Annotated in this window: 21 protein-coding genes; 1 reads left to right on the top strand and 20 read right to left on the bottom strand. The window is 34.6% G+C overall.

Annotated elements, in window-relative coordinates; translation table 11 throughout:
- Position 1 precedes the first annotated feature (1 nt).
- The 16 genes from ACT3CE_RS15710 to ACT3CE_RS15635 all read right to left on the bottom strand — a co-directional run bounded on the left by ACT3CE_RS15710 (position 2) and on the right by ACT3CE_RS15635 (position 20,859).
- Positions 2 to 808 carry a cation transporter gene (locus ACT3CE_RS15710; protein WP_444710720.1) on the bottom strand — a complete coding sequence of 269 codons (807 nt, stop codon included), beginning with the start codon at positions 806 to 808 and terminating at the stop codon, positions 2 to 4.
- Positions 789 to 1,175: a DUF302 domain-containing protein gene (locus ACT3CE_RS15705; RefSeq protein WP_444710719.1), complete on the bottom strand. Its 387-nt coding sequence runs from the start codon at positions 1,173 to 1,175 to the stop codon at positions 789 to 791. The genes ACT3CE_RS15710 and ACT3CE_RS15705 overlap by 20 nt, the downstream gene beginning before the upstream one ends.
- Before the next feature lie 78 nt (positions 1,176 to 1,253).
- A complete protein-coding gene (locus ACT3CE_RS15700) occupies positions 1,254 to 1,586 on the bottom strand; it encodes a P-II family nitrogen regulator (protein WP_444710718.1) in 333 nt (110 codons plus the stop codon).
- A gap of 10 nt (positions 1,587 to 1,596) precedes the next feature.
- A complete protein-coding gene (locus tag ACT3CE_RS15695) occupies positions 1,597 to 2,922 on the bottom strand; it encodes an efflux RND transporter periplasmic adaptor subunit (protein WP_444710717.1) in 1,326 nt (441 codons plus the stop codon).
- A gap of 18 nt (positions 2,923 to 2,940) precedes the next feature.
- Positions 2,941 to 7,281 carry a CusA/CzcA family heavy metal efflux RND transporter gene (locus ACT3CE_RS15690; RefSeq protein WP_444710716.1) on the bottom strand — a complete coding sequence of 1,447 codons (4,341 nt, stop codon included), beginning with the start codon at positions 7,279 to 7,281 and terminating at the stop codon, positions 2,941 to 2,943.
- A gap of 39 nt (positions 7,282 to 7,320) precedes the next feature.
- Complete coding sequence (locus ACT3CE_RS15685) at positions 7,321 to 7,788, bottom strand: hypothetical protein (protein ID WP_444710715.1); 468 nt, start codon at positions 7,786 to 7,788, stop codon at positions 7,321 to 7,323.
- Between the two features lie 66 nt (positions 7,789 to 7,854).
- Positions 7,855 to 8,253 carry a DUF6769 family protein gene (locus tag ACT3CE_RS15680; protein ID WP_444710714.1) on the bottom strand — a complete coding sequence of 133 codons (399 nt, stop codon included), beginning with the start codon at positions 8,251 to 8,253 and terminating at the stop codon, positions 7,855 to 7,857.
- 79 nt (positions 8,254 to 8,332) lie between these two features.
- Positions 8,333 to 8,746, bottom strand: a complete 414-nt coding sequence (locus tag ACT3CE_RS15675) for a Fur family transcriptional regulator (protein ID WP_444710713.1) — start codon at positions 8,744 to 8,746, stop codon at positions 8,333 to 8,335.
- Positions 8,747 to 9,343: 597 nt separating this feature from the next.
- Positions 9,344 to 11,293, bottom strand: coding sequence for a DNA methyltransferase (locus ACT3CE_RS15670; RefSeq protein WP_444710712.1), 1,950 nt, complete (start codon positions 11,291 to 11,293; stop codon positions 9,344 to 9,346).
- Positions 11,294 to 11,312: 19 nt separating this feature from the next.
- Positions 11,313 to 12,020 carry a hypothetical protein gene (locus ACT3CE_RS15665; RefSeq protein WP_444710711.1) on the bottom strand — a complete coding sequence of 236 codons (708 nt, stop codon included), beginning with the start codon at positions 12,018 to 12,020 and terminating at the stop codon, positions 11,313 to 11,315.
- A complete protein-coding gene (locus ACT3CE_RS15660; RefSeq protein ID WP_444710710.1) occupies positions 12,007 to 15,042 on the bottom strand; it encodes an N-6 DNA methylase in 3,036 nt (1,011 codons plus the stop codon). The genes ACT3CE_RS15665 and ACT3CE_RS15660 overlap by 14 nt, the downstream gene beginning before the upstream one ends.
- Positions 15,032 to 17,893, bottom strand: a complete 2,862-nt coding sequence (locus ACT3CE_RS15655; RefSeq protein ID WP_444710709.1) for a DEAD/DEAH box helicase family protein — start codon at positions 17,891 to 17,893, stop codon at positions 15,032 to 15,034. Before ACT3CE_RS15655 ends, ACT3CE_RS15660 begins: the two co-directional genes overlap by 11 nt.
- Positions 17,883 to 18,086, bottom strand: coding sequence for a helix-turn-helix domain-containing protein (locus ACT3CE_RS15650; protein ID WP_444710708.1), 204 nt, complete (start codon positions 18,084 to 18,086; stop codon positions 17,883 to 17,885). Before ACT3CE_RS15650 ends, ACT3CE_RS15655 begins: the two co-directional genes overlap by 11 nt.
- 418 nt (positions 18,087 to 18,504) lie before the next feature.
- Complete coding sequence (locus ACT3CE_RS15645) at positions 18,505 to 18,741, bottom strand: hypothetical protein (RefSeq protein WP_444710707.1); 237 nt, start codon at positions 18,739 to 18,741, stop codon at positions 18,505 to 18,507.
- Positions 18,741 to 19,301, bottom strand: a complete 561-nt coding sequence (locus ACT3CE_RS15640) for a hypothetical protein (protein ID WP_444710706.1) — start codon at positions 19,299 to 19,301, stop codon at positions 18,741 to 18,743. The genes ACT3CE_RS15645 and ACT3CE_RS15640 overlap by 1 nt, the downstream gene beginning before the upstream one ends.
- A gap of 112 nt (positions 19,302 to 19,413) precedes the next feature.
- Positions 19,414 to 20,859 carry a tyrosine-type recombinase/integrase gene (locus tag ACT3CE_RS15635; protein WP_444710705.1) on the bottom strand — a complete coding sequence of 482 codons (1,446 nt, stop codon included), beginning with the start codon at positions 20,857 to 20,859 and terminating at the stop codon, positions 19,414 to 19,416.
- Between the two features lie 102 nt (positions 20,860 to 20,961).
- Between ACT3CE_RS15635 and ACT3CE_RS15630 the strand changes: the two genes are divergently transcribed.
- On the top strand, positions 20,962 to 21,327 hold the full coding sequence (locus tag ACT3CE_RS15630) for a hypothetical protein (protein WP_444710704.1): 366 nt from the start codon (positions 20,962 to 20,964) through the stop codon (positions 21,325 to 21,327).
- Between the two features lie 219 nt (positions 21,328 to 21,546).
- On the opposite strand, the gene ACT3CE_RS15625 is transcribed toward ACT3CE_RS15630, so the two are convergent.
- The 4 genes from ACT3CE_RS15625 to ACT3CE_RS15610 are packed head-to-tail and all read right to left on the bottom strand — an operon-like array spanning position 21,547 to position 24,957.
- Positions 21,547 to 22,002 (bottom strand): hypothetical protein, encoded by a 456-nt coding sequence (locus ACT3CE_RS15625; protein WP_444710703.1) that lies wholly within the window; start codon positions 22,000 to 22,002, stop codon positions 21,547 to 21,549.
- Between the two features lie 20 nt (positions 22,003 to 22,022).
- A complete protein-coding gene (locus ACT3CE_RS15620; RefSeq protein WP_444710702.1) occupies positions 22,023 to 23,837 on the bottom strand; it encodes a V-type ATP synthase subunit I in 1,815 nt (604 codons plus the stop codon).
- Positions 23,838 to 23,845: 8 nt separating this feature from the next.
- Complete coding sequence (locus ACT3CE_RS15615; RefSeq protein WP_444710701.1) at positions 23,846 to 24,454, bottom strand: V-type ATP synthase subunit D; 609 nt, start codon at positions 24,452 to 24,454, stop codon at positions 23,846 to 23,848.
- On the bottom strand, positions 24,454 to 24,957 hold the full coding sequence (locus ACT3CE_RS15610) for a DUF2764 family protein (RefSeq protein WP_444710700.1): 504 nt from the start codon (positions 24,955 to 24,957) through the stop codon (positions 24,454 to 24,456). Before ACT3CE_RS15610 ends, ACT3CE_RS15615 begins: the two co-directional genes overlap by 1 nt.
- Positions 24,958 to 24,959 lie beyond the last annotated feature (2 nt).

Raw genomic sequence — 24,959 nt, 5'->3', positions numbered from 1 at the left:
TTTATTTACCAAGTTTTAATATCCTGAAAGCCCCCCTTACTACGATTAAAAAAACAATTGTACCAATGATTAAATCAGGATACTTTGATTGGGTCAACAAAACCAATACACCTGCTGCGATAACACCGGTATTGATAATAATATCGTTTGATGTGAATATCATCGTGGCTTTCATGTGTGCTTCTTCACTTTTTGATTTTTGTAATAAATATAGGCAAATGGAATTGGCAATCAATGCCAATATGGAAACAATAATCATGGTTTTGAAATCCGGCACAGCTTCAAAACTGATAAACCGGCGTATTACTTCTATAAGACCAATCAGTGCTAAAGCCAGTTGAAAATAGCCACTCAATTTTGCTACTTTTTTCTTGCGGAACACAGTTGAACCAACCGCCCAAAGGCTAAGACCATAAACGAGTGCATCTGCCAGCATATCCAACGAATCGGCAACCAAACCCATAGATTTAGAAATAAAACCCGTGGTAATTTCAATAATAAAAAATGCAAAGTTGATAATCAAAACCGTCCAAAGGAGTTTCGACTGTACCGATGAATTGTCCTTGAATTCATCCGCTTGGACAACAATTGTTTCTTGGAGTTGCGACCCTAAATTGAGTTCTTTCAGGTGATTCTCAATTTCAGGGCTTTCTTCGGAATGAAAGACAGTAAGTTTTCGGTTTTCAATATCGAACACCAAACTTTTAATCATGGAAAGCCCATCGAGTTTCATCCTGATAAGGTTTTCCTCGGAAGGGCAATCCATTTTGGAAATTTTAAAGGTGCTTTTAAACATTGTGAATGACATGTTTTAATTTTTGTTGAACCTCATTTGCAACACCTGCCAATTTTTCATTTTCAACTGATTGCATTGATGCCATCGGGTCAACGGCAGCAATTTCTGTTTGGTTTTCTGAAATTTGTTGCACGATAACATTGCAAGGCAACATTGTACCGATTTTATCTTCTTCCTGCAATGCTTTGTAGGCAAAAGCAGGGTTACACGCACCAAGTATGCGGTACTTTCTGAAATCTACTCCCAATTTTTCTTTTAGTTTTTCGTGGATGTTGATTTCAGTTAAAACCCCGAAACCCTCCTTTTTGAGTTCTTCTGTTACCCTTTTTACTGCTTCTTCAAAAGAGCAATTCAATGTTTTTTCAAAATAGTATTTCATCTCATTTGCTTTTAAAGTGAATTATTAAAAAAGCAAGTTGCCCGATATATTAAGGCAACCTGCCCTTAAAGTTATAAATTATTTTTCTCCATTTTCCAAACCCGTTTTCACACGGTACACCTTTTCGACATCGGAAACATAAATTAACCCATCGCCGGGATTTAATGTTTTACCATATTTCGAAATGATGCTTACTACCGTGTTTACCTTTTCTTTCGCAACTACCATTTCAATTTTTGCCATTGGGCTATCAGTAATCGAGAATTTTTGGGAAACAAATGCTTTGTCATCTTGAAATTTCCCTGTTCCTTCTGCAGTTGAAATGGTCATGTTCTCAAAGCCTTTTTCTTTAAGTTGTTGAACAATTTCATTCACTTTGTTTGGTCTTATAAATGCTTTTATTTCTTTCATGATTCTAATTTTAATGGTCATGTTCAGTTTCTTCTTTGCCCATGTCCGACAGTAGATAATATGCTGCGTTCATTACAATTTGCGTATTTTCCGGTAATGGGTCAATCAGTTTTATTTCGGTATAACCTTCATCTTTAAGACCAGTCATAACCTCTACCATACGGAAAGTCATTTCATCGTTCTCTTTATTTAATTCGTTGGCATGCTCATCGTGGTTATGACCCTCGTCGTTATCATTGTCATGATTCTCCACCTCTTCATGACCATCATCTTCATGACCATCATCTTCATGACCATCATTCCCGTCATCGTGTCCATCATGGTCATGTTCTTCCATAGATTCATTGTCTAATACAAAAATGAATGACTTGGTTCCTTCGGTAACAATTGCATCGTTGGGCAAAGTACGTGTATAGTTTTCATCTGTATGAATATGCCCGGAAATGTACATTCCTGAGATTAAACCTGTAATTTTTTCATTTATTTTTGCATGAATATGAACTGCCCTTGAATCAGTCTCAAATTCTTTCCCAATTGCAAATATTGTTGCCGTTAATTCTTCATCATGTCGGTTAGAAACAATAAAATGTATTTTCTGCCCTTCCTTAATCAGATGAACGTCTTTTTCGTAAATCATAAAATCGGCATGAACTGCGCTGTTGTCGGTGATTTCAATTAATATGTCTTTTGCATCAACGTAAGTTCCAACTTTTATATTTATGTCATTTATAAAACCGTTAATAGGCGACAGAATACTTATTGTGCTTGAAATCTCACCTTCTTTAACTTTATCAGGAGAAAGGTTCAACAACTGCAATCGTGATTTTAAGCCTTCATATTTAGCCTTAATTGTATTGTATTCAGATTTTGTTTGCTGATAATCCCTACCAGCTCCCACATTATTCTCGAAAAGCTCTTTTTGGCGTGCATACTCTTTTTCGATAAATTCGAGTTTGCTGGATATTTCAGCAAAGCCCTCCTGTAAAGAGATATAATCGGGATGTTCGAGCACTGCCAGTAATTGACCTTTTTTTACCCTATCGCCATGAAAAACATTAATTGTTTTTACATTGCCACCAATAATGGCTGTAACTTCGGCACTGCCTGACGGGGGGACTTCCAACTGACCATTTGACTTTACAAGCGTTGTTAGATTACGCATTTGAAAAGACCCCAATTTTAAATTTAGGGCTTCACGTTGTCTGGCATTTAAAACTACTGCCCCTTCAACACCATGCTCTTCATGTTCCTCACCTTCATGGCTATCTTTTTTTTCTGAATTACACGATAACATTGTAGCCACCATGATAAATGCTAAAAATATTTTTGTCTTCATTTTATATAATTTTTTCGATTATTTACCTGTTAAATATTTCAATTGGGCAGACAATTGATAATACTCTGCCTGCTGGTTTAAAAATTCTTGTTTTGTGTTGATTGCTGTAGCCATGTTTTGAATAAATTGAACATAGTCAATACTTCCGAGCCGATATGCCAGGTTGGATGCCTGAATTTGTTCATCTGCCAAGGGCAACGCTTCTTTTATGTAATAGTCGATAACCTGTTGCAAGGTAAGGTAACGGCTAATTTGCTGATTGTACCCAGCTTTTATTTCCAGTTCTTTTTGCTCGTATTGCCGATTGGCAATTTGGAAGTCAATTTTTGAAGCTTTGGTTTTTCCCGATTGTGAAAAGAATGCCAACGGGACAGAGATACCTGCTTCCCAACCATAAAACCCGGAATTGCCGTCAACCGACTGCCATTTATAACCCAGGTCTAACTTTGGAAGGAAATTGGCTTTTTCCGCTTTCCATGCCGATTCAGCCACATCAATTCCGGTTGAATAATAATTCAGCAGCGGGCTTTCGCTCAATGAATCAATTTCGGAAACGATATTGAAAGCATATTGCCCCAAACCCTGTATATTAACATCTACCGCAACCGGGTATAACAGGTATTGATTCAGAATTTGCAAGCTTGCAAAATAGTTGCTTTCAGCTTTCTTTAAATTAACCTGCAATTCTTTGTATTTAGCCGAAGCGGAAAGGTATTCGATTTTAGAAGTAGCCTGTGTTTTGTACCTCAATTCCGCAGCTTTCTGAAAGTCGGCGTACAAGGTGTCGAGTTCTTTATAAAGCTGCCATTGCTGTTTGGCATGAACCGCATTGTACCAGGCGATACTAACATCACGGGTTAACGAATATTCGGTAAGGTTCTGCCCCGAAACAGCTTGTTGGGTGCGAGCATTTGCTAACTTGCTCTTTGCCGGAATGCCAAAAACATCGATATCCGACTGACCAATCCCAATTCTGTTTTGAATACCGGGCGCACCGTTTCCCACTTCTTCTTTACCCGTGTAAACAGAGGTTGTACCCAATTGGTAAGCCGTTGCTTTTAAAGCTTCCTGTTTGTCAACTTCCAATTGGGCTGCTTTAATTGAAGGATAATTTTCTTTTGCCCTTTCAATGACTTGTGGCAATGTTAGTGAAGAATCCTGCGCATTGGCATTTCCTGAAATCCCCAAACCTACCATTATAAAAAGGACAGAAAGTACACCCATTGCCGGTTTAGGTAACTTAATTTTTTTAACTCCCGATTCAACAAACTTATAGAGAATGGGCAGCACAATAAGGGTTAGCAAAGTTGATGTAAGCATTCCACCAATGACCACAGTTGCCAGTGGTCGTTGTACCTCGGCACCAGCAGAAGCCGACACAGCCATAGGTAAAAACCCTAAAATATCGGTAGATGCTGTTAACAGTATTGGTCGGATACGCCTGATAGAACCTTTTATAATAATATCATTGATATGGAGTTTCCCTTCTGCCTTGAGTTCATTAAAACCCGATATGAGGACTAATCCGTTTAACACAGCCACACCAAACAAAACAATAAATCCCACTCCGGCAGAAATACTGAATGGCATATCTCTTAAGTATAATGAGAATACACCACCTACAGCGGCAAATGGTACAGCTACATAAATCATGAGGGTTTGTTTAAACGATTTTACCGCAAAAAACACCAACATGAAAATTAATGCTAAAGCGAGTGGAACTACCAGAGTCAATCTTTTTGAAGCTCTTTCGAGGTTTTCAAATGCTCCCCCATACCGAATATAATAACCCGTCGGTAGCTCCAAATTTTCATCTAAAGTTGTTTGAATTTCCTCTACGAGCGACTTAATATCCCTGCCTTCAACATTAATCCCCACATAGGTACGCCTGTTGGTATTGTCACGGCTAATTTGCATCGGTCCTGGCTGATAACTAATTTCAGCAACTTCTTTTAATGGTATTTGATTACCATCGGGAAGATTAACAAACAGGTTTCGCAAATCGTCAATGCTTGTTCGATGTTCTTCGTCCAATCTAACAACAAGGTCGAACATCCGCTCACCCTCGTATATACTTCCGGCAACACCGCCACTAAAAGCAGTTTCAACGATAGTATTAAGTTCTTTAATATTCAAGTTGTACCGACCAAGCTTATTTCTATCGTAATTAACCGTAATCTGAGGTAATCCTCTTGTTGCTTCAGCTTTCACGGCTGCAATACCATCAATTCCAGAAATTAACCCGGCAATTTCTTCTGCTTTGTCAGCCAGCATTTCCAAATCATCGCCATATAGTTTAACGGCAACATCCTGACGAATACCAGTTAGCAATTCATTGAAGCGCATTTCAACGGGCTGGCTAAATTCATAATTGATACCGGGCAATACGCTCACTTTTTCTCTCACCTTATCAATTAATTCAGCTTTTGATTCAGCTTTTGTCCACTGGTCTTGTGGGGTTAATATCACAAAAATATCAGCAATATCAATTGGCATCGGGTCCATAGGTAAATCTGCCACCCCAATTCTACTTTGGATACTTTCTATTTCATCGGGGAAGTTTTCCAGAACAATTTGTTCCAGACGAGTTGAAGCTTTAGTAACCTCAGTTAAGGAAGTTCCCGGCTTTAAAAAAGCCTGAAAAGCAAAATCGCCTTCATCAAGTTTGGGAATAAACTCAGCCCCCATTCGTGTAAACACGAATCCCCCTGAGATTAACAAGACCAAAGCGATTACAATAACAATCCGGCTTCTTTTCAGTGCCCATACAATTACAGGAGTATATATCTTTTCAAGTTTTCCAATTATTTTATCTCCCCATGATTTTTTATCTGTTTTAGGCGGCTGAATAAACAGAGCTGCCATCATAGGAATATATGTAAGACACAATACTACCACGCCCAATACAGCAAAACCAAATGTCATTGCCATAGGGATGAACATTTTACCTTCGACACCTTGCAAGGCTAATACGGGTATAAAAACAATCAGAATTATGAGCTGCCCAAAAAATGCTGAGTTCATCATTTTACTTGCCGAATTATAGGCAATTTCATTGCGCTTGGTCTGGTCAAGTTTTGTGCCTATAAGGTTCTTTCGATGAAGGTAAAAAATCATACTTTCAACAATGATTACCGCACCATCAACCAAAATTCCAAAATCCAATGCTCCTAAACTCATCAGGTTTGCCCAAACCCCAAACAGGTTCATCATTATAAATGCAAAAAGTAATGCCAATGGAATGGTTGATGCCACAATTAAACCGCCCCTTAAATTTCCCAGAAATATTACGAGTACAAATATTACAATTAAAGCACCCAGCGAAAGGTTTTCGGCAACCGTAGAGGTTGTACTTTTAATGAGTTTACTTCGGTCGAGAAAAGGTTTTATTACAACGCCTTCGGGAAGTGATTTTTGGATTAAGGCTACTCTTTCTTTTACCGATTTAATCACATCATTCGAGTTTTCCCCTTTTAACATCATCACAATTCCACCAACTGCTTCTCCTTTTCCATTTTTAGTAAAAGCCCCATAACGGACAAAACTACCGTATTTAACTTCTGCCACATCCCGTATAAAAACAGGCTGTCCATCGATGTTTGCAACTAAAGTATTCTTAATATCATCAATCGACCTCATTAATCCTTCGCCCCTGATAAAATTGGCTTGAAAGTTTTTTTCGATATAAGCACCACCGGTATTCTGATTGTTATCCTCAAGGGTTTCAAAAACATCGGAAATTGTTAATCCCATGCTCCGAAGTTTATCCGGGTTAATAGCCACTTCGTATTGCTTTCCCCTACCACCAAAAGAGTTTACCTCAACAACACCCGGAAGCATTGCCATTTGCCTTTTTACAATCCATTCCTGTATGGTACGGAGTTCCATATCATCGTAAATGGTATCAAAACCCGGTTTTACTTCAAGCGTATATTGATAGATTTCGCCCAAACCCGTACTTATTGGAGCCATAAAAGGCTGTCCAAAACCATCGGGAATTTTTTCTTTTACTTCTGCCAAGGCTTCACTTACCAATTGCCGGGGTAAATAGGTTCCCGCACTTTCTTTAAAAACGATTGTAACTACGGAAAGCCCGAACCTTGAGACACTTCGTATTTCAGTCACGTCGGGCAGGTTCGCTACTGCCAATTCTACCTGATAGGTTACAAACTGTTCAATGTCTTCCGTGCCCAAATTGGGTGCGGTGGTAATCACTAATACCTGATTGTTTGTAATGTCAGGTGTGGCGTCAAGCGGCACTTTGGTCATGGAATATATTCCGCCAATAATCAGTCCGATTGTCATCAGCCCGATAAGTGCCTTGTTCTTTATTGAAAAAGATATTATATTATTTATCATTTCATATCTGTTTTATTTGTTTGAAACTTGATTTTATTTTTAGTGTTTTGATTCATAATATTCTTTGAAGTTTTCTTTATTTCTGAAATAAACCAATTCGGGCTTGTTTCTTTTTTTAAGACCGATAATTGCATCCGATTTATTTATTGAATCTCCTGAAACGGCATCAGCGACAATAGCAACTTTCCTGAAATGCTTCGCGAGATGATTGAAGCATTGCTGGCTACAGAAATAGTAAATTTTGTCATCAAAAACCGCTTTGGTGCTTTCATGGATTTGAAGATTATCCCCATTCATGCATATCCAATTCTTAGGTACTACTTTACCATACCATGCCATTTTACGCCAGGCTAACCTGGTTTCGCATCGATAGGTATAGAAAACTAAAATTGACATTGAGCATAGAAAAAGGATGCTGAAACTTATCAGTATGGTCCTGTTAAATTTTTTTTCATCAAGCTTTTGCTTTTCAAGAAGCTGCTGCTTGCTTAATCTCTTTTTTTTCATACACGAAAGATTAAGTGATTAGTAATGCCGATAAAATGCTCTATCGGTAGATAATTCGAAAAGAAATTAAACAGTAGCCGGGGGCGCTCTTAATGAATGGGTGGAAAGGAATATTGGTTTGGGTGGTGAGAAACCAAAATAAATGGTAGTTCTTACATCATTTATATATAATGCTATGTCTGGTTTTATTCCAATATTAAAAAGGTCGAAATGGAGATGAGAAACTGTAGATGAAATGACAACTATATCGCTTGATTTTTCTGAAACGATAATATTAAATGCATGACAATGCGTATCCGGGTTTTCATTGTGCCTGTCCGAATTAGTAGTTTCGCATTTTAAATTTTCGGGATGAGCTTCGATGGAATCGAAATGATGGTGATGTGGAATAACAGCATGGGCAAAAATAATTAGTCCTGCAATCAGGATAAGAAATTTGCTTGTATGTTTTCCATTTAATTTCAATCTATCAGAGATTTAAAATGTTTGTTCTAAAGTTATAACGACAAATATACACCAAAGTTCATGCAACCGGGTTGCAAAGTTACCGTTCACAATTGGAGCAAATCCCTTTCACAACCATATTCACACTTTCGAGGGAAAATCTATTAGGAAGATTTATTGTTGGAACAGGGATGTCATTTAAACAAAACGTTTGATTACATTTTGTGCAAAGAAAATGAACGTGTAGGTCTTCGGGGTCGCACTGGCAATTATCCTGACAAAGTGCGTATCTCAAAGAACCCGAACCGTCTTCAATGGAATGAATCAGTTTGTTCTCTTCAAAAGTTTTTAAAGTTCGGTAAAGGGTGGCTTTGTCGGCTTTTTCAAATTTTTGCTCCAATTCAGGTAAACTAATAGCCGTTTTTTGTTCGATTAAAACTTGCAATACCAACTCTCGCATTGCGGTTGGTTTGATATTTTTCAAGTTGAGTTTGTTGTCTATTTCCTTTTTCATTATACTAATTTCAATAATCTCGGTTTGTTCAAAGCTCAAATGTAACAATTAAGCACCGGTGCGTAGGCAGAATTGCAGCTCTTTTACAAGCCTTTGGTTTGGGCGTTGGCTTGTGGGGGCTTGGAAATGTGCTGCAATGTGGGTCGGGGTTTCTCTTCTTCTTTTTGCGGGGGGGAGAAAAAAACAAAATAAATTCCTCCAAGTTTACACCGAACTTTTATAATTGCATGTCTTTTTTCGCCTTGTTGCTAACGGCTCGTGTATGGTGTCGTAGCGGATTACGTGAGATTTACCTTTCAAAACAGCACCGAAATACGGGCGAGTGATAAACTCTCAAATAAGCACTGAACCCGCTATGCACTATACATATTGTTGTATGCTGGCGTTTATTGTATTCATCTATTATTCTGCACATTAACGCTTGTTTTATATCTAATCAAAACTGCACAGACCTTGTACGAAGCACTAATTTATTTTGTTTTAGCGTTGGCAAAAAATGGCTTTGCCACAGTGGGTAGCACTTGGAAGCTCTTTTGCAAGTTTTGGTTTGAGCGTTGGCTTGTGCGACTTGCCAATGTGCTTACAAGTATGGGTTGGCTAAACTGTTACAATTGTTTCATCTCCAGAAATATTCCTAATTTTTAATCGTAATGGTTTCTTTTTAGATAATATTCTCCCATCCCAAAAATTGTTTGTCTTTTCTCCGTCTAAAATGACATAGCCTAGTTTATCAATTTTTATTTCTGTACTACAATGCCATTCGCCTGTTGAATTTTCACAATCTACAGCTATTAGCTCAATAAGCTCCAAGCCCTCTTCACTAATGTTTATTGGATTAAATGCTTTTCCTTTATTGAGAGATTGTAAATTACCTTTATCGTTAAAAGCACCAATTTTTTGATTTAATCGGTCGCTAACAAACTTTTCGATGCTAATTTGATAAAGCTCTTTATTGTCAGCGGTATCGAAAAGCGATTTGTTTTCGTTAGTGATTTCTACTTTATTACAAGTCAAGGATATTTCGTCGTTTACAACAACTTCGTGTAGTAGGTTTTTTAGGTCTTTTAGTTCAATATCTACAGTAGTGGCATTGTTGTCTTTTATAAACTTACGCAATTCTTTTTCGTCATCTATATCGATATAGTAAACAATTACTTTTTTAGCAGTAATGTTTAGGTTTTGAATTTCTTCATTTATTATTCGGTTAATTGTCGGAATATCTAATACCTTTTCTTTACTATTGATTAGGTCTGGTACGTAAACAGGCATAGTGCCCATTTTACTATCTGTAATAGCACCAAACCAAAAGTTAGAAACGCCTTCTACTTTTTGTTGCAAGCCAGTGATTAGCGTAGCCAATTTATCCATAGTTTGCTGTGGATTGCGAAAAAGTGCAACTCCATCTTTTATTTCTTTTATGATAAAACTTGTTTTGTTTGCCACAAGGCGGTCGCGAACCGTCTGTATTGAGTTTATGCCAATATCACAATGAATAAACTTTCGCCCAAGGTCGTTGGCAACTTTGGCTGTCACACCGCTACCACCAAAGAAATCAGCTATTACCATTCCTTTGTCTGAGGATGCTTTTATTATGCGTTCGAGTAAGGCTTCGGGTTTTTGAGTGGCATACTTTCCTGCGACAACTTCATCAGTATTTCCTTTCGAAACATTAGCAGAAATCTCCCACCAATCTCGTGGAATTCCATTATAAATATTAAACCCTTTGCTTTCATCATCAGTGTTGATAATTGTACTTTTACTCCCTGCAAAATGTTTATTACTAACAAAACCATTTTCATCAGCATATTCTTTCCAACGTTTTATTGTACTTTCGCTTGATGGAAAATCCTTCTTGTCAGGATGAATTTCATTTGTATCACTCTTTGAATAGAAAAAAATCATATCGTGGTCTTTGCCATATGACTTACTAGATGCACGTAATGAAGTTTTGTAACACCAAATGATTTCATTTCTGAAATTTTCCTCTCCAAAAACTTCATCCATTAGAATTTTAACATAATGTCCGATTTTTGTATCCAAATGCACATAAATACTAGCATTATCACTCATAACAGCTTTAATGGCTTGCAGGTTTTCGTACATCCAATTAAGGTAGTCTTCTTTTTTCCATATATCGCCATACATTGTTTCCTCAAAAGCTTGTAGTTCTTCGGCTTCTAGCTGAGTTTCGGCTTGTATTATCTTTTCGGCAAGCTTAGGGGTTCTGCGTATGTGTACTTTTTTAGCATAGTCGGCACCCGAAGCAAATGGTGGGTCTATATAAACTAAATCTACTTTTACGCCTTGTTCTTTTAGGTAGGCACAGGCAGAAATGCACTCGCCACGTATTACAAGGTTATCAGTATTATCTTTATTACCTACTTGTTCAACTGTTTCTACTTCGTAATATGGCATTCCTCGTTTAATGCGATTATACACTTGATTATTATCACGATAGCGCAATACACGCTGTGTACGTGTAATATTATCAAGTATGGCTTCACCCTCAACGGTATTTGGCGTGTATGGTATATATTTTACTGGCATTGTTTTATATTTTCTGATTCTAATTAAAAACTAAACAAAAGTGTCTGAATTCAATATCTGTTTTGTCTATCTTGGTATGGCTTGATAAAAATGAGTATTGAAACCCGTTAACCTTTTTGTTTAATAATTTTTCGTCAAGTAACTTTCCGTAAGAAGTATTATTTCCAGATATACTTAATTTCTTTATTTCCTCTTTTACATTATCAATTACAGTATTAATGTTATTGCCTTTAACAAAAGCCATCATTCCTGCATAAGACATATTTACAGCATATTTATTTGATAAAAAGCGATACATTCCTCCATCGTTAAAGGTTGTTTTTTTACCTTTTTTCGTTTTAGATTTATTGGGATAGTAAGTGTATTCTTTTATACTGGTTTGTGTATGGTCTAAAATTTTATTTTCTATCACATAATGAACATCTCCCTGTCTCCAATAATGAGATTCAAATTTCAAGTCGTAATACCCTTCAATATCTTCATTATTGGAACGAGGTTCTGAATTAACGAATACCTTACGTCTAAAGCTTTTCTTGTTATCTAGGTGGAAATATATTTTCTGTGTTATTTCTTTTTCAGTTAGAGAAGCAAAAGAACTTTTATTGTTTATAGAGTTATAATATTCAATAATGTTTGACCAAATAAAATCAATCCAAGCACTATCATCTTCGGGATGAATAAAATTACTAGCAACCGAGCTAAAAGCGTTCATACTATCGTTTGTCATTGTTGCTATTTTTAGTATTGAACTCATTAATTTTATTTATCTCTTCTATAGCATCTTCGCTGGCTTTAGTTAGCGACCAACTACTTTTGTAATTATCTTTAATAAAATAGATTGTATTTTTACCATAAATACGTTCTCTAAGACTTAATATATTTTTCTCGCTTACATTTTTTATTAGTTCTAGTAATAAATGACGACCAACTTTCTTTGAACTTGGATATATATTTTCTCTTTCTCCAAAATAAACTTTGACAATACAAACACCTTTTACTAGATTTTGCTCGTTATAAGGTTGGTAAAATACATTAATGCCCTGTTTCGTAAAATCAGAAAAATACTCACAAACTTCCTTAGCATAGTTTATTAAATCAACCGTTTTAACCTTTTCTTTTTCCTTGATAAAGAAGTCATTAATTCGCTGCTTCTCAATTATACCTAAGCCATATAGATTAAAAATCAATTCGTTAAACTCATCTTCTTTATTTTCAAACAAAAGCTCACCTTTTGTGAATTTTTCGCTTAGTTCATCAATTTGATTAACGAGTTCTTCGTTTTTATTTTTAGGTATTGGGATTTGTGAAATTGCTGTTTCGTTAATCCGAGGGAATCCACTTTTTGCTCTATGCCAGTATTTTAATTTTAAGAAATATTCTGAGAGTTTCGAGTTTAATATTCCTGTAAATAGGTAATAGTTATTGTTATTTAGCTTTATTGTATGTACGTCCTCACTAGGATAATTTTCTACACTATTTGAATCAAGAAAACAAGCTCTAAGGTTATCTGTTTTTCTAGGTAATAAAATTCTCTTATCAATAAAATTCTCCCTTTTCCCTTTTCGCCTTAAGTTAGAAATGTTTTCATTTAAATAATATTTTACATCCTTAAAACTAAATGTAAAATTTGATATATGCTTAGGGCTTAAGTATGGATACTTAAAAGCATCAGATTTATCTGTACTTGTGTTTTCTATATGAAATAGTTCTTTTAGTTCTTGAATTTTTGAAGCTTTATATTTAGAAAACTCATCTTTAGGTATTTTAAAATACTTTGGCAGTATGTCTTTTGCGTAAATGGTTACACCTTGTCTGATAAAACATTTTCCTGTTTCATCTTTCAAAATGTAATTCTCAAACTTATCAAACTTTTGACTTTCCAAATATTCAACAATTCTATTATCGCCAGTATTACCAACTAAAAGAGTTTTTAATGGAGTTGCTTCTTGATTATCTGAATTGATTAAATCTTTTTGTGCAATTATAATGTTGTCCGCCTCCGATATCAATATCTTCTTAAATAGCTTTGTGAAGTCATTTGATTTAAGGACGTTGAGTGTTAATTTATTTCCCTCTTTAAGTCCATTTGTATAAATACATACAATTGCTGGTTCAGAGGCTGTAAAAAGCTCTAAGTTTGTTACTTCATAGAAATTCTCGATATTGAAATTTCTGTAAAAATAGTCTTGGAATTTACTGTCTTCGTTTGTATAGTTAGATGTATTTACTACAAAACCATACCTTGTGCTTTCTGTGCTCCAAGTTTTAGCTTTATGCTGAAAAAGTTGAGATAATTCAGATTTACCACTAAAGTCTGATTCATTATTTTTTAGATATAAAACAGCAAAAGCATCTTCTTTGCTAAAATCCTTTTTCCAAGGTGGATTTCCTACAATAAAATCAAATTTTTCATTATCAAATTTATTTGGTTCAAAAGTATTGCTGCAAATAATATTTTCTCCTATATTTTCGTGAAATAATGGATAGTTATTTTCTTTTTCGAGAAGTTTTTTTAGCGTATGATTTTCCTCTACAGTTAAATCATCAAGTATTGATAAGTAAAGAGAGAATACAGATAATCTGCGAGCAATTTCTTCTTTTTCTATACCAAAAATATTATCCTTAATTAGCTTTGTTCGATGGTTAATTTTATCGATTACATACTCGAATTTTCTATTATCTAATTGCAATAATCTTTTGTAAGCTGAAATTAAAAATGCTCCCGACCCACAAGCCGAATCGATAATTTTCCCTTTATGGGTGATGGTTTTTTCTGTAATAAAATTTGTTAACTGAGGCGGAGTATAATATATCCCATTTTTACGTTGTTTTTCATCAAGAAAAATTTCATAAACTAAGCTAATTGATTCAATTGGGATTATGTCGAACTTTAAATCGAATAGTGATAATTGACCATTCTTTACACCTTCAATTGAATTAATAATTGCTTTCAAAACACCATCGGTTAAAACATAATCATCAATTGTAGGGTCATCGAAAAGATTATTATTAAAAATGCTGTGAACTTTAGTAAAAAGTTGATTTACCTCTTTGGCATCTTTTTTCAGAATGTCTTTATATACAATATTATCACCATAGAAATATGAATTTATTATGTGTCTATCTTCTAAAAACTTAATAAATAATGTTCTGTCTATTAGAGCTTGAACAAATTCATCTCTTTTTTCTACAGGAATTTTATCATTTGAATTTATCTCATTTGAAAGATTTACTCTAAGTTCAGTTAGTATATTTACTAGCTCATTTCTAACATTCGTTTTTTGAACTTTTCGTAATTCATTACTATAATACACCCAAAATAAACCAGAATCAATACTGTTTTTATTTATTATATTTAGTAATTCTTCATCTTCTGAATTTGTAGGTATAGAATCAAGTTCAATTATTCTGTTAGGAGTTGTTTTTGCATACTTTATAGAATACTCTTCAGCACTATCTTTTTGCTGTTTTACCACATAAAATTCAGCCTTATCCTCACTAAAAATATTAAGATGAACCGCCTCTAACTCTTTTTTTGTCAATATATTACAATCAATATAATAGAATTGAGTATTGTTTCTATCATTAGACGATGAATATAAATATATATTATTTTGCAACACATTTGTAAGAGCACTTGTATCATTGCTGAAATGAAAGAGCTCTGAACTAATTTGTTCAAAATCTTCTATTGAAAAACCCGATTTTTCCTTATCAAAAAAATAAGGTTTTTTAGTTTTATCTTTCATAAAAAAACTCCTTTATTTTATTATCCAAACTTGCTATATTTTCTATAATATCATCGCTATCTTCTAGGTATAAAAAGTCGAATCTATTGTAACCAAACTTTTCGTTGTTTTGCTCTAAAAATGTTGTTTCTACAAAATTCTTTTTACGCAGAAAACTCTTATCATCAGCATAAGCTTCTCCTTTAGTTTCAATAATTAATGCTTTATGAATTTTATTATCACTGCTACGTTTTATTATTAAAAAGTCGGTAGTGTATTTTCCTACATTACGCCAATATTTTCCTTTTTTAGCAAAACAATTTATCACAAACTCGCTCAATCCACGCTCACCATTAAAATATATTTCAAGATTATTCTCCTTAAATGTTTTAAGTTGTAGTGTTTTGTTTAAAAACTGACTTTCGAATCCACTATCGAAATTATAGGGTATAAGATGAAAAGTTTTGTCCTTTTGAGTAACCAAAGGATTAATCTTCTCTGCTGCTACTTTTGTTATTTCTTCAAACTTACCCTCGCTTGTAAGTTCCAATATTCTATCTTGCTTTTGCTTGTTAAACTCTTGCTCGCTTAAAGGAGATTTGTCAAATTGAAGTATCTGTTCACTAACTTCTGCCGATGGATATATATATTTGTTGTTCTCTATTGCTCTTAGTTTATCTACTATTAAGAGATTTGCTTCTTTGGGAATAATTTCTTCATCTGTTTTAAGGTGTTTTTTAATACTAAATGCTAAACGAATTTGATTTTCGATATTGTAGGTATCGTATTGAGTATTCCAAAATAAACCCTCACTTTTCTTTATTGTAATTGCTTTAAAAATAGCTGATAGCTGAATATCAAACTTGTGAAGTTCAGTTGTCGATATTGTCATAAAACTATCTTTAACTATATCAAAAATCCACGTATTGTAGTTTGCAATACTATTGCTCGTGTCAAGAATATATTCAATTTCCCCATCCTCAAGCTTATCTAATCCTGTAGTTGTAACCACAGCAGAAGATTTATACTCCTTTATACTGTTCTTTAAAGAAATTAATTTTGCTGTTGTATTCTCACTTTCCTCTTCTTCAATAGATTGATATCTTACTTTTAGTTGATAAAAGTCTATTTTAGGAATTTTCAAGAACTCCATTCTAGATGTTCGTTCAACTATTTCAGAACTAGTATTTTTACTTAAACTATTTATTTCTTCGATAGACGTCTGTTGTTCTTTCTCTAGCTGCTTGTTTAAAATGTTTGCATTTTCACGATTTAGCCAAACAAGAGCTGTTTCGTCATTCCCTTTTATAACTTGACGCAAACAACGACAAGTGGTTTGAATAATGGAATTCTTAGAAGCACTCTTGCTCTTTTGAGGCAATATAACGGAAGTTAAACTTTTACAATCCCAACCTTCCTTTCCAATTGCAACAAGTAGAATATATTTCTTTTTGGATAATGGAGTGTCTAATGATTTAAAATCAAGTGCATTTTCTTTAGGTAAAGTATAGGTCTTATTACCACCGTGATACCTTAGTATTTCATTAGAAGATATATTAAGTTCTGATTGCAAAAAAGGATAAACTTCGTCTTCCAACATAGCAATGTCGCTACAATATATGGCTAATTTTGCAATAGTGCCATCTTCATAAACAAGGTCACCATATTGTTTTTTAAAGTCAGTGATGCCTCCTTTTATTATTTCTAGATGCGTTAAATTATCAGCAATTTTAACAGTGGGATTTTTTAGAAACTTTTCTATTGCTGTGGTTAATGGATAATAATACACCGTGTTTGTTATTTCTGCTATTCGCAGATTTTCGTTTTCGGTAAGCGTAATTCTCTCGGCAGAGGACAAATAAGGTGTTCCCGAAAAACCAAGAACAGTAGTAATATTTCCTTTTTCATTCCATTTATTTACAACCTGACGTAGTTTTATGTCGGAATTTGCAGCGTGATGTACTTCGTCAATTAAAATAGATAAGTTTGGTATATCTCCGATTAAGGCTCTTAATTCATTTGCTTTTCTATCTTCGTCATCTTGAAAAATTGACAACTGTTGCTCATCTTTAAGCCTGTTTAATATTACCTTTTCTGCATTTACAACAAACACTTGCCCAAAAGGATTTGGTAAACATTCATTTACTTTCTTTGCATTCGGATTTCTTGCTTTATTACTTTGCTTTGCTGATTTTGCCTCGTCAAGCACATCAAATTTTAATTGTTTTCTTAGGCTTGTTGCAGCAGGTTCTGGAATTACCCACGATGGGTCAAACTTTTCTATTGTTCGCAAACTAGGACCGATAGAGGTTTTTAAACCAGACGGTATTAAAACAAGGAAGTTGTGTGCAAAATTATTGTTGTCAGGTTCGTTAGCCGAAAAATATAAATCAATGTAAATAAATGCAGCCATCAGGTAAGTCTTTCCTGACCCCATAGGCAAACTCATTAAATAATCAGAGTAATTTACACCATAGAAAAGTTTCTTTATGATTTTTTCATAATCTAAACTTTCAGGAGAATCTTTAATGGAAGTTTCAAGTTTTGGTAATATTTTTTTATCTCCGCTTAATTGCCTCGAAAAATCAAACAACGCAAAAGCATCTTTGTTTTCAGCTAAATACGAACGAGCATTTTCATTTATATTTAGCTTTGACAAATCCGTTCCATTTGTAAAAAACCCTTCTGCAAAAAGTTGCCAAAGTGGTTTGTTCTCACCTTCAATCTTTAAAAATAAATAAGTCTCAATTGCTTCAATTTGCGTTTCTCTTAGCTTATCTTCCTTACGAATATAGTTAAGTAAATTAGCAGCAGGGCAATCGGGTTTTTGAAGCCACTGGATAGTCTTATTTCTTATGATTTTATTTATCATTTTGGCTTCTCTCTATTAATAATTCTTTAACTTCAACATCTAGTATTTCTGCAATATTGTATAATACTTCTATGCGAGGTTGTTTTCTGTTTTGCACATAAGAATTTACCATATTATAGCTCTTATCCAGTTTTTTGGCAAGCCATTTTTGTTTAATCCCTTTCTCTTCTAATACCTCTTTTATTCTATTCATTTCGTGAAATATTTGACTGCTAAAATACAATAGTTTCTTTATTTATCTCTTTTTTTGAGATGTTATTTGTTAATTATTTATCTCTTTTTATACAACAGTCGTTATGCTCGTACACAGAGGGATAGGAGAAACAGCTCTTTTGCAAATTTTGGTTGTGGGATGGATTGTGCGATTTGCAAATGTGCTGTTTGTGCGATGGCTTTTTTTTAAAGGGAAGGAAAACAAAATAAATTCTTTCAATCTCGCTCCTATATACCCACGAAGAACGTTTTTTTTCGCTTGCATACAACGGCTCAAATATGCGTAGTGCGGGATTTCAAGGCACTTCACTATCAAACCGCTAATTTGTTTATTTAATGCTTTAATGTTCAAATTTACCACATCGCCCCGCATTACGCATATTTATTGTTGTACAGCGTTATTCCTTTATTTCCTTGTTTTTCAAATATATAATCAATCCAATTATTAATAAACCAGACCATATAATTCCATTCGTAACGGCATTTTCCTTATACTTAAAAAAATCAGCGACCTGACTGATTGGGTCATCCATTCCTGGAAGTTTATCGTACTGTAATATTTCTCTCACTATCAATCCTGCTGAAATGACAATCAATGCCAATCCAAAAAAACTTAACTGTTTTCTTTTAATCATCAATGTTCTAGTCTTTTGATGTTTTCCCCGAATTGCTTAAAAAACCTTTGTTGTTTCTTGTTCAAGTTTGCACTTAAAATTTCAAGAATTTTATCAACTCGCATATCACTATCCACTTTTATATATGTCTGCATTATTCCACCTTCATATCCATGCAGAATTTCGAGAACAATCAAAGGTCTCTCAATCACAAAATAGTCATTATGAACCTTTAGATTTGTATAAACGGTATCAGTCCTCAAATATAAACTATCCAAAAATCCATTTGAATTTAATGAGTTGACAATCCGTTTTCTCACTTCTGCAGTTGTTACAATTTCAGCGGTCAATTGTGTCTTTGTCTCTGTGTTATATAAAGGAGGCTCCGATAATATGCCGTCCATAACCAAATCAATCAGATATAACTCGGCCTTTTGTTCCAACTGATATGAATAAATAGAAATGATATCAGGTTCAGAAGAATTTATCAATTCATCTAAGAGCTTTTCATAGGTAATTGTTTTCTGAGCGTTGGTTATCAAAAATGTTCCAAATAATAATATGGTTGTTAAAATTCTCATGATTCGGTCTGTCCTAATGCTGTACAACTATTCAGTAACCCTACCTATATTAGGCTTATATTTATTATGTGTTAAGTTACTTTTAAATGCAATAGCTAAAATAATAAATATTTTATAAGGTAATGTCATCTAATGGACTTTTTATTAGGCGCAAATTTTTATTGCTCACATGGGTATATATTTCGGTAGTTTTAGAAGAATTATGACCTAGAAGCACCTGAATATAACGCAAATCGGTACCCGATTCTAATAAATGAGTGGCAAAACTATGACGTAAAGAATGAAGGCCTCCTCGTTTTGGAACTTTAGATTTTGCAATAGCATTAGCAAGTATTTTTCCTGCACTGCACGATGAATATTTACCTCCAAACTGACCCTCGAACAAATAATCTTTTGGTTTGTATTTTTTATAATACTCTCTAAGTGTAATCAAAGTTGTCTCGCCCATAATGGTCGATCTGTCCTTTTTGCCTTTGGCTTTGCACACATTTATTAACATTCTATTCGAATCGATATGCTCTATCTTAAGGTTTAATGCTTCGCCTATTCTTAAACCGCTACCATACACCAAATACAATAAGGCTTTGTGTTTTACATTGGTAACAGCATTAAATATTTGCTGAATCTCTTCCTTATTCCACACTTTTGGGAGTTTTCGTCCAAGTTTTGGTCTTATTACCTGATTTATTTCAATATTCTTTCCCAAAATATTGCTGTAATAATATTTTATGGCATTTATCGATTGATTAATAGTTTGTTCACTACACGATTTTTCGGCCATCATATTCTGATGATAGGTATTTATTATTTCCGAATTAAATTCATTTATCCTATTTATCTTATCATGTTTAAATGAATTTATAAAACGCAGTAAAAAATAATAATATGTAGTAATTGTATTTATACTATAGCCCTTAAGCACCATGTATTGCAGATATTCTATCGGACAACTTTTAAAGTAAACTCCCTTTACATAGGCTTGTTCGAATAAAATTTGCATTATTCTGTAATCTCTTATCTCCAGCTCGTTATGCAATCTTATTTTTAAACAATTGGTCACCGAATTAAGAAATAAAGCAATCTCTTTTACCTTAGGATTTATTACAAATAAATGTAAATCTTTATTCCACTGCGCATATTTATTTTTAACCAGTATCTTATTAATACGAGCTTTGTTATTGTACTTCACAACTATCCATCTATTTTCCTCATTTTTATAGGGCACAAGTGTAATGCAAGCCAATTTTGATGCCGGTTCCAACACTCCCTTAAAATAAGTAGCACTCCCAATCGAAATAGATTTGGTATTATTTTTAATACTTGCCTCAAAATATTTTGTACTTACATCTGCGATATCGTAAAAAAGATCTTTTAGTAGTCCTATGGTTTGCGCTGTATTTTTTACTTTATATGCCTTATGCTCCACACTCCATACAATCCAGCTGTTTTTAGCAATTCGTGATACAATGGCATCATTGCTCTTAAAATAAAGAATCGAAATATCCTCATTACTATTTTTTACGTGATTTAAATAAATGATAGGCCTATTTTGTTTCATCTTTTTTACTGGAAATATAAATTGAATTCTTATATTAAGTGTTTTACAGACGCTTATAAACGATTACAAACGTCTATAAAACGAATAGTAAAGCTTTAAGCCATGCAACAAAAAAAATGTTTATACTGCAAAGAACCATTTGTGGGTCGTGCCGATAAAAAATTTTGCAATAGCCAGTGTAAAAGTGCTTATCACAACCAAATTAGTCAATCGTACGAATCCTACATACGACTTATAAACAAACAATTAAGAGCAAACAGAAGAGCTTTATACAAAGCCTGTCCGTCGGGCAAAGCAACGGTTCGAAAATCATTTCTCAAAAAATTAGGTATGGATTTTAAACATCTAACCCATACCTGGAAAAGTAAAAATGGCATTTTATACTATTTCTGTTACGATTATGGATATACAGCATCAGTAGAAGATGGAAAAGTTCTTATTGTACAGCAACAAGATTACATGAAATAAGTTTGATTCATATTCTCACACATATTTATCAAATCTACAATTAAAACAATTCTATTATTTGCATCGATTTTCAGATTTTAAAATCAATCTACAGCAAACCCCTATCCTGATTTCACACAGAAGTAAAAGCTGTATCCTAACTATTACAAAAAAAGCAGCCCTTATTAATTTAAGGAACTGCTTTACAAATCTAAGTTAATTACCAATCAAAATTATTAATTATGCTGCAGGAATACCTCCCATTCCAAATACCATAGCAAGAAGAGCAACTGTTTCTATAACACCCATAACTGCAATATACATTCCAGACCCCTGCTTATCGTCAACAGCTAAATTTGCACATGCGGCAGCTCCAACTTTACCCTGCATAATTGCCGATGCAGCAATAGCAATACCTACAAAAAATGCCCAAATCATCTGATTCATATAACTATCCGGATTGAGATTTGCACCCATCAATGAGTTCATAAATATCATACCATAAATTACCTGACTTAAAGGCATACCTACCATTGCTAATGCCAATGCAGGAAGTTTCTTCTTGTCTTTTATAGACTGTTTCCAAAGCCCTAAAGCTCCCATACCAGCAATTCCTGTTCCTATTGCCGAACCTACACCTGCAATTCCTAAGGCGATAGCATGTCCACCAAAGCCGTTTACTACTGTTAATAACATATTATTGAATTTTTAAAACTTTACTTATTTTTTAATTTGAATGGGGTGTACTCATTCCCCGAAAATTCTACCGATGCATGACCCGCATATTCAAGCATGTTTAAGCGCACACCATGAACCAGTATTGCCATTAATGCAAGAATCATGTTTAATCCGTGTCCTAGGATTAGTACGACAACAGCACCCAATCCCGATGCCAGCGTAGTAACACCATCGCCCAATGCCATTTGATTAAAACTTGCTGCCATTAATACTGTTGATAAACCCACAGCATACAATCTTATGTATGATATAATATCCGAGAAACCGTTGATAATGCTAAGTGGCAAATTTGCCAGCGACGAAAGCATTCCTTTTACAAAATTGGTTCCCGGATTAGAGAACAATGCTATTAATACAGCTCCTGCAACAAAAAGCCAAATCATGATCCCCGGAGCAGGGATTCCTAATACCATTTGATTTACAACCAAATACAAACCCCAAATAATTGACACCCAACCCAACTGCGCTATGGCTTTTACGCTATTGCTGTATCTCCAGGCTACTTGAAAATGCCCTATGGTAAGATGAATGGCACCAATCAGAAACATTAATTTCTGTATAAAAAGACTATCACCCCCGAAACTGGCAAGCTTTTCGATTCTTAAACTATGCAATATTGGTACTTCTGCAATGGCTGCCGATCCAAAATAGGTTCCGGTTAATATTCCCCAAAATAGAATGGAAACTGAAAGTGTATAGAACAAATTAAACTCTATTTTCTTTGCAAATTTTTGCTGACGATGCACAAAAAAGGTAATCAATAAAAATACCAATCCATAGCCTGCGTCTCCCACAAGAATTCCACTAAAAAAGGTGAAAAAAATCATGAACACCTTCGAAACATCAAGCTCTTTGTAGCCCGGAACCAATCCCATAAAATCCATTACAGGTTTAATTCGTTCTGCCCAGGGCAATGTGCGAACAAGAGTAGGAACCTCGTCTATTTCTTCGGCTGTTGGCTCTTCAATTACATAGCCCCAACTATATTTCTCTGCTACTCCCACAAATTCATCTACTCGATCTTCGGGTATAAATCCTTTCCAGCAGCGCACCTGATTATCAATAGCAATTCCTCCGTATTGAATGTTACGCACATCTAACCGACGTTTTCTTTCATCGAGCGCATTTTTCAATACATCTTTTTGAGCCTGCAAGTGAAGCAAAATCTTTTTATTTTCTTCCAGTTGCTTCTCGGTATTCTCATTTGATATTTTATCCTGATAAAAGTCCGACAATGGAAAATAAATTTCCTGATAGTCCAGTTTTTTATCTGCATCTTCACTAATAAATACTACCTGGTTTAAATCATTACATCTACCAACAACATAAATATCCTCGCGCCCAAAAACCTGTTTTAATTCTCTATCAGTAAGAAGATACAATTTTATCCAAATACCATTTTCATTGAGTTCTTTAATGTCCTGAAGCGATACCTTTCCCCAATTGCCATACCAATCCAAATCATTTTTTAGGTTCAGCTTTGTATTCTCTAAAGTCTTTTTCTTGTTCTCGGTCTCTAAAACCCGTTCCATTAAAAGAATCTCACCTCTTTCAAGTTTTGAATAATCTCTGATTTCTGTAAGATCCAAATTTGAATCTTTTTCTTCATCGTAGCTATCCAGAATTGCAATTGCTTTTTCGAATTGCTTAATCCGCGCATCTACTCTATCAATCGACTCATCTTTAGCGACCTGCAAGGGAGAAACATGCATTACACCAAGTTCTCCAAGAACCCTAAGATTGGCATCTACATCAACTGCCGATTCGGGCATCAGGAGCATTAGCTTTTTCATTTTTATTATCATAGCCTGGCCTCCCCTTGTTTACTGGTTTTAACAACTTTTGCAGTCGCAATTGTCAATCGCTCATCATCCTGTAGTTTCGAACCAATTTTTCGTATGGCCATTTTTGCATTCGGTATGCGACGATTCTCAAATAATTTTACCCTTGCACGAACATCAAGCAATTCCTCTTCAAGCAAATCAATTTGATCTTTCAAACATTTTATTTCTGCCCGCAACTGCAACTGATCCTGCATTAAAACAATAGCATCATCCACCCATAAAGGCGTATCTTCGTTAATGGGCATCACTTTAAAATCAACACCTTCGTATTGCTGCACCCGCACACCGGCAACATCAACCGCTTTGGTAATTATTTTATCTACTGATATAAATTCATCAATATCAACCCACGAATCACTCATTACGGCAAGCCATGCTTCCGCAGCTTTTCTGTTCCACTCAATCTGTTCTTTAATGTCTTCAATCCGCTCCGAAATTGCATTTACAGTTGCCATCAACGATTTTTCCATGGCTTCAAATAAAGGCAACATCCTTTCCGACACCTTCAAAATCTTTTTCTGACGAGCTTGTTCGGTTTTTGTATATTTAATTTTTACACCTGCCATTATTCATCCTCCTCTTTTTTAGTTGGATTTACAACCGATGCCAAAACCTCTGCTCCTCGTTTCAAATCAAAGGAATTTATCCTGCATAAAATCTGTAGCTTTAGCTTATAAACCATTACTTCGGTCATTGTAAATGTTTTACCCGATTCTATGGAATCTAATTCCTCCCATACGTATTTCATGATTTGTTTTTCACGCTCCAACGGATTTCCTGATGTAACAGATACTGGTAATCGGTCCAAAGTAGGCTGTCGATTTTGCATTTTGGCTTTTCGCACTTCCGAAAGGTCACGATTCACACTTTCCAACATGCTATTCACACTCTTCAATCCTGCATTGTCATTTCCTTTTATACCAACTATATCAAGCGCTTCCAACATTCTAAACTGCTTCGCCGACAATTGATTTTTAGCATCATTATTAAACTCGCTCAATGAAATTGGTGGAATATGCCCAAATGTCAAAGATGGCAAACTACTCATAAGATATACCATGTTCGACATAA

It is taken from the genome of Marinifilum sp. RC60d5, from assembly GCF_052400665.1.
GTDB lineage: Bacteria > Bacteroidota > Bacteroidia > Bacteroidales > Marinifilaceae > JBQTGK01.
The sequence above is the reverse complement of the archived record's forward strand: the minus strand, read 5'-3'. Positions and strand labels throughout refer to the sequence as shown.

Excerpts from the sequence above, each read along its gene's own strand:
- ACT3CE_RS15665 (WP_444710711.1), bottom strand. The coding sequence starts at position 12,020 with ATGACAAACGATAGTATGAACGCTTTTAGCTCGGTTGCTAGTAATTTT.
- ACT3CE_RS15610 (WP_444710700.1), bottom strand. The coding sequence starts at position 24,957 with ATGTCGAACATGGTATATCTTATGAGTAGTTTGCCATCTTTGACATTT.
- ACT3CE_RS15675 (WP_444710713.1), bottom strand. The coding sequence starts at position 8,746 with ATGAAAAAGGAAATAGACAACAAACTCAACTTGAAAAATATCAAACCA.
- ACT3CE_RS15650 (WP_444710708.1), bottom strand. The coding sequence starts at position 18,086 with ATGAATAGAATAAAAGAGGTATTAGAAGAGAAAGGGATTAAACAAAAA.
- ACT3CE_RS15670 (WP_444710712.1), bottom strand. The coding sequence starts at position 11,293 with ATGCCAGTAAAATATATACCATACACGCCAAATACCGTTGAGGGTGAA.
- ACT3CE_RS15630 (WP_444710704.1), top strand. The coding sequence starts at position 20,962 with ATGCAACAAAAAAAATGTTTATACTGCAAAGAACCATTTGTGGGTCGT.
- ACT3CE_RS15615 (WP_444710701.1), bottom strand. The coding sequence starts at position 24,454 with ATGGCAGGTGTAAAAATTAAATATACAAAAACCGAACAAGCTCGTCAG.
- ACT3CE_RS15645 (WP_444710707.1), bottom strand. The coding sequence starts at position 18,741 with ATGATTAAAAGAAAACAGTTAAGTTTTTTTGGATTGGCATTGATTGTC.
- ACT3CE_RS15635 (WP_444710705.1), bottom strand. The coding sequence starts at position 20,859 with ATGAAACAAAATAGGCCTATCATTTATTTAAATCACGTAAAAAATAGT.
- ACT3CE_RS15710 (WP_444710720.1), bottom strand. The coding sequence starts at position 808 with ATGTCATTCACAATGTTTAAAAGCACCTTTAAAATTTCCAAAATGGAT.
- ACT3CE_RS15660 (WP_444710710.1), bottom strand. The coding sequence starts at position 15,042 with ATGAAAGATAAAACTAAAAAACCTTATTTTTTTGATAAGGAAAAATCG.
- ACT3CE_RS15685 (WP_444710715.1), bottom strand. The coding sequence starts at position 7,788 with ATGAAAAAAAAGAGATTAAGCAAGCAGCAGCTTCTTGAAAAGCAAAAG.
- ACT3CE_RS15700 (WP_444710718.1), bottom strand. The coding sequence starts at position 1,586 with ATGAAAGAAATAAAAGCATTTATAAGACCAAACAAAGTGAATGAAATT.
- ACT3CE_RS15655 (WP_444710709.1), bottom strand. The coding sequence starts at position 17,893 with ATGATAAATAAAATCATAAGAAATAAGACTATCCAGTGGCTTCAAAAA.
- ACT3CE_RS15620 (WP_444710702.1), bottom strand. The coding sequence starts at position 23,837 with ATGAAAAAGCTAATGCTCCTGATGCCCGAATCGGCAGTTGATGTAGAT.
- ACT3CE_RS15625 (WP_444710703.1), bottom strand. The coding sequence starts at position 22,002 with ATGTTATTAACAGTAGTAAACGGCTTTGGTGGACATGCTATCGCCTTA.
- ACT3CE_RS15695 (WP_444710717.1), bottom strand. The coding sequence starts at position 2,922 with ATGAAGACAAAAATATTTTTAGCATTTATCATGGTGGCTACAATGTTA.
- ACT3CE_RS15705 (WP_444710719.1), bottom strand. The coding sequence starts at position 1,175 with ATGAAATACTATTTTGAAAAAACATTGAATTGCTCTTTTGAAGAAGCA.
- ACT3CE_RS15640 (WP_444710706.1), bottom strand. The coding sequence starts at position 19,301 with ATGAGAATTTTAACAACCATATTATTATTTGGAACATTTTTGATAACC.
- ACT3CE_RS15690 (WP_444710716.1), bottom strand. The coding sequence starts at position 7,281 with ATGATAAATAATATAATATCTTTTTCAATAAAGAACAAGGCACTTATC.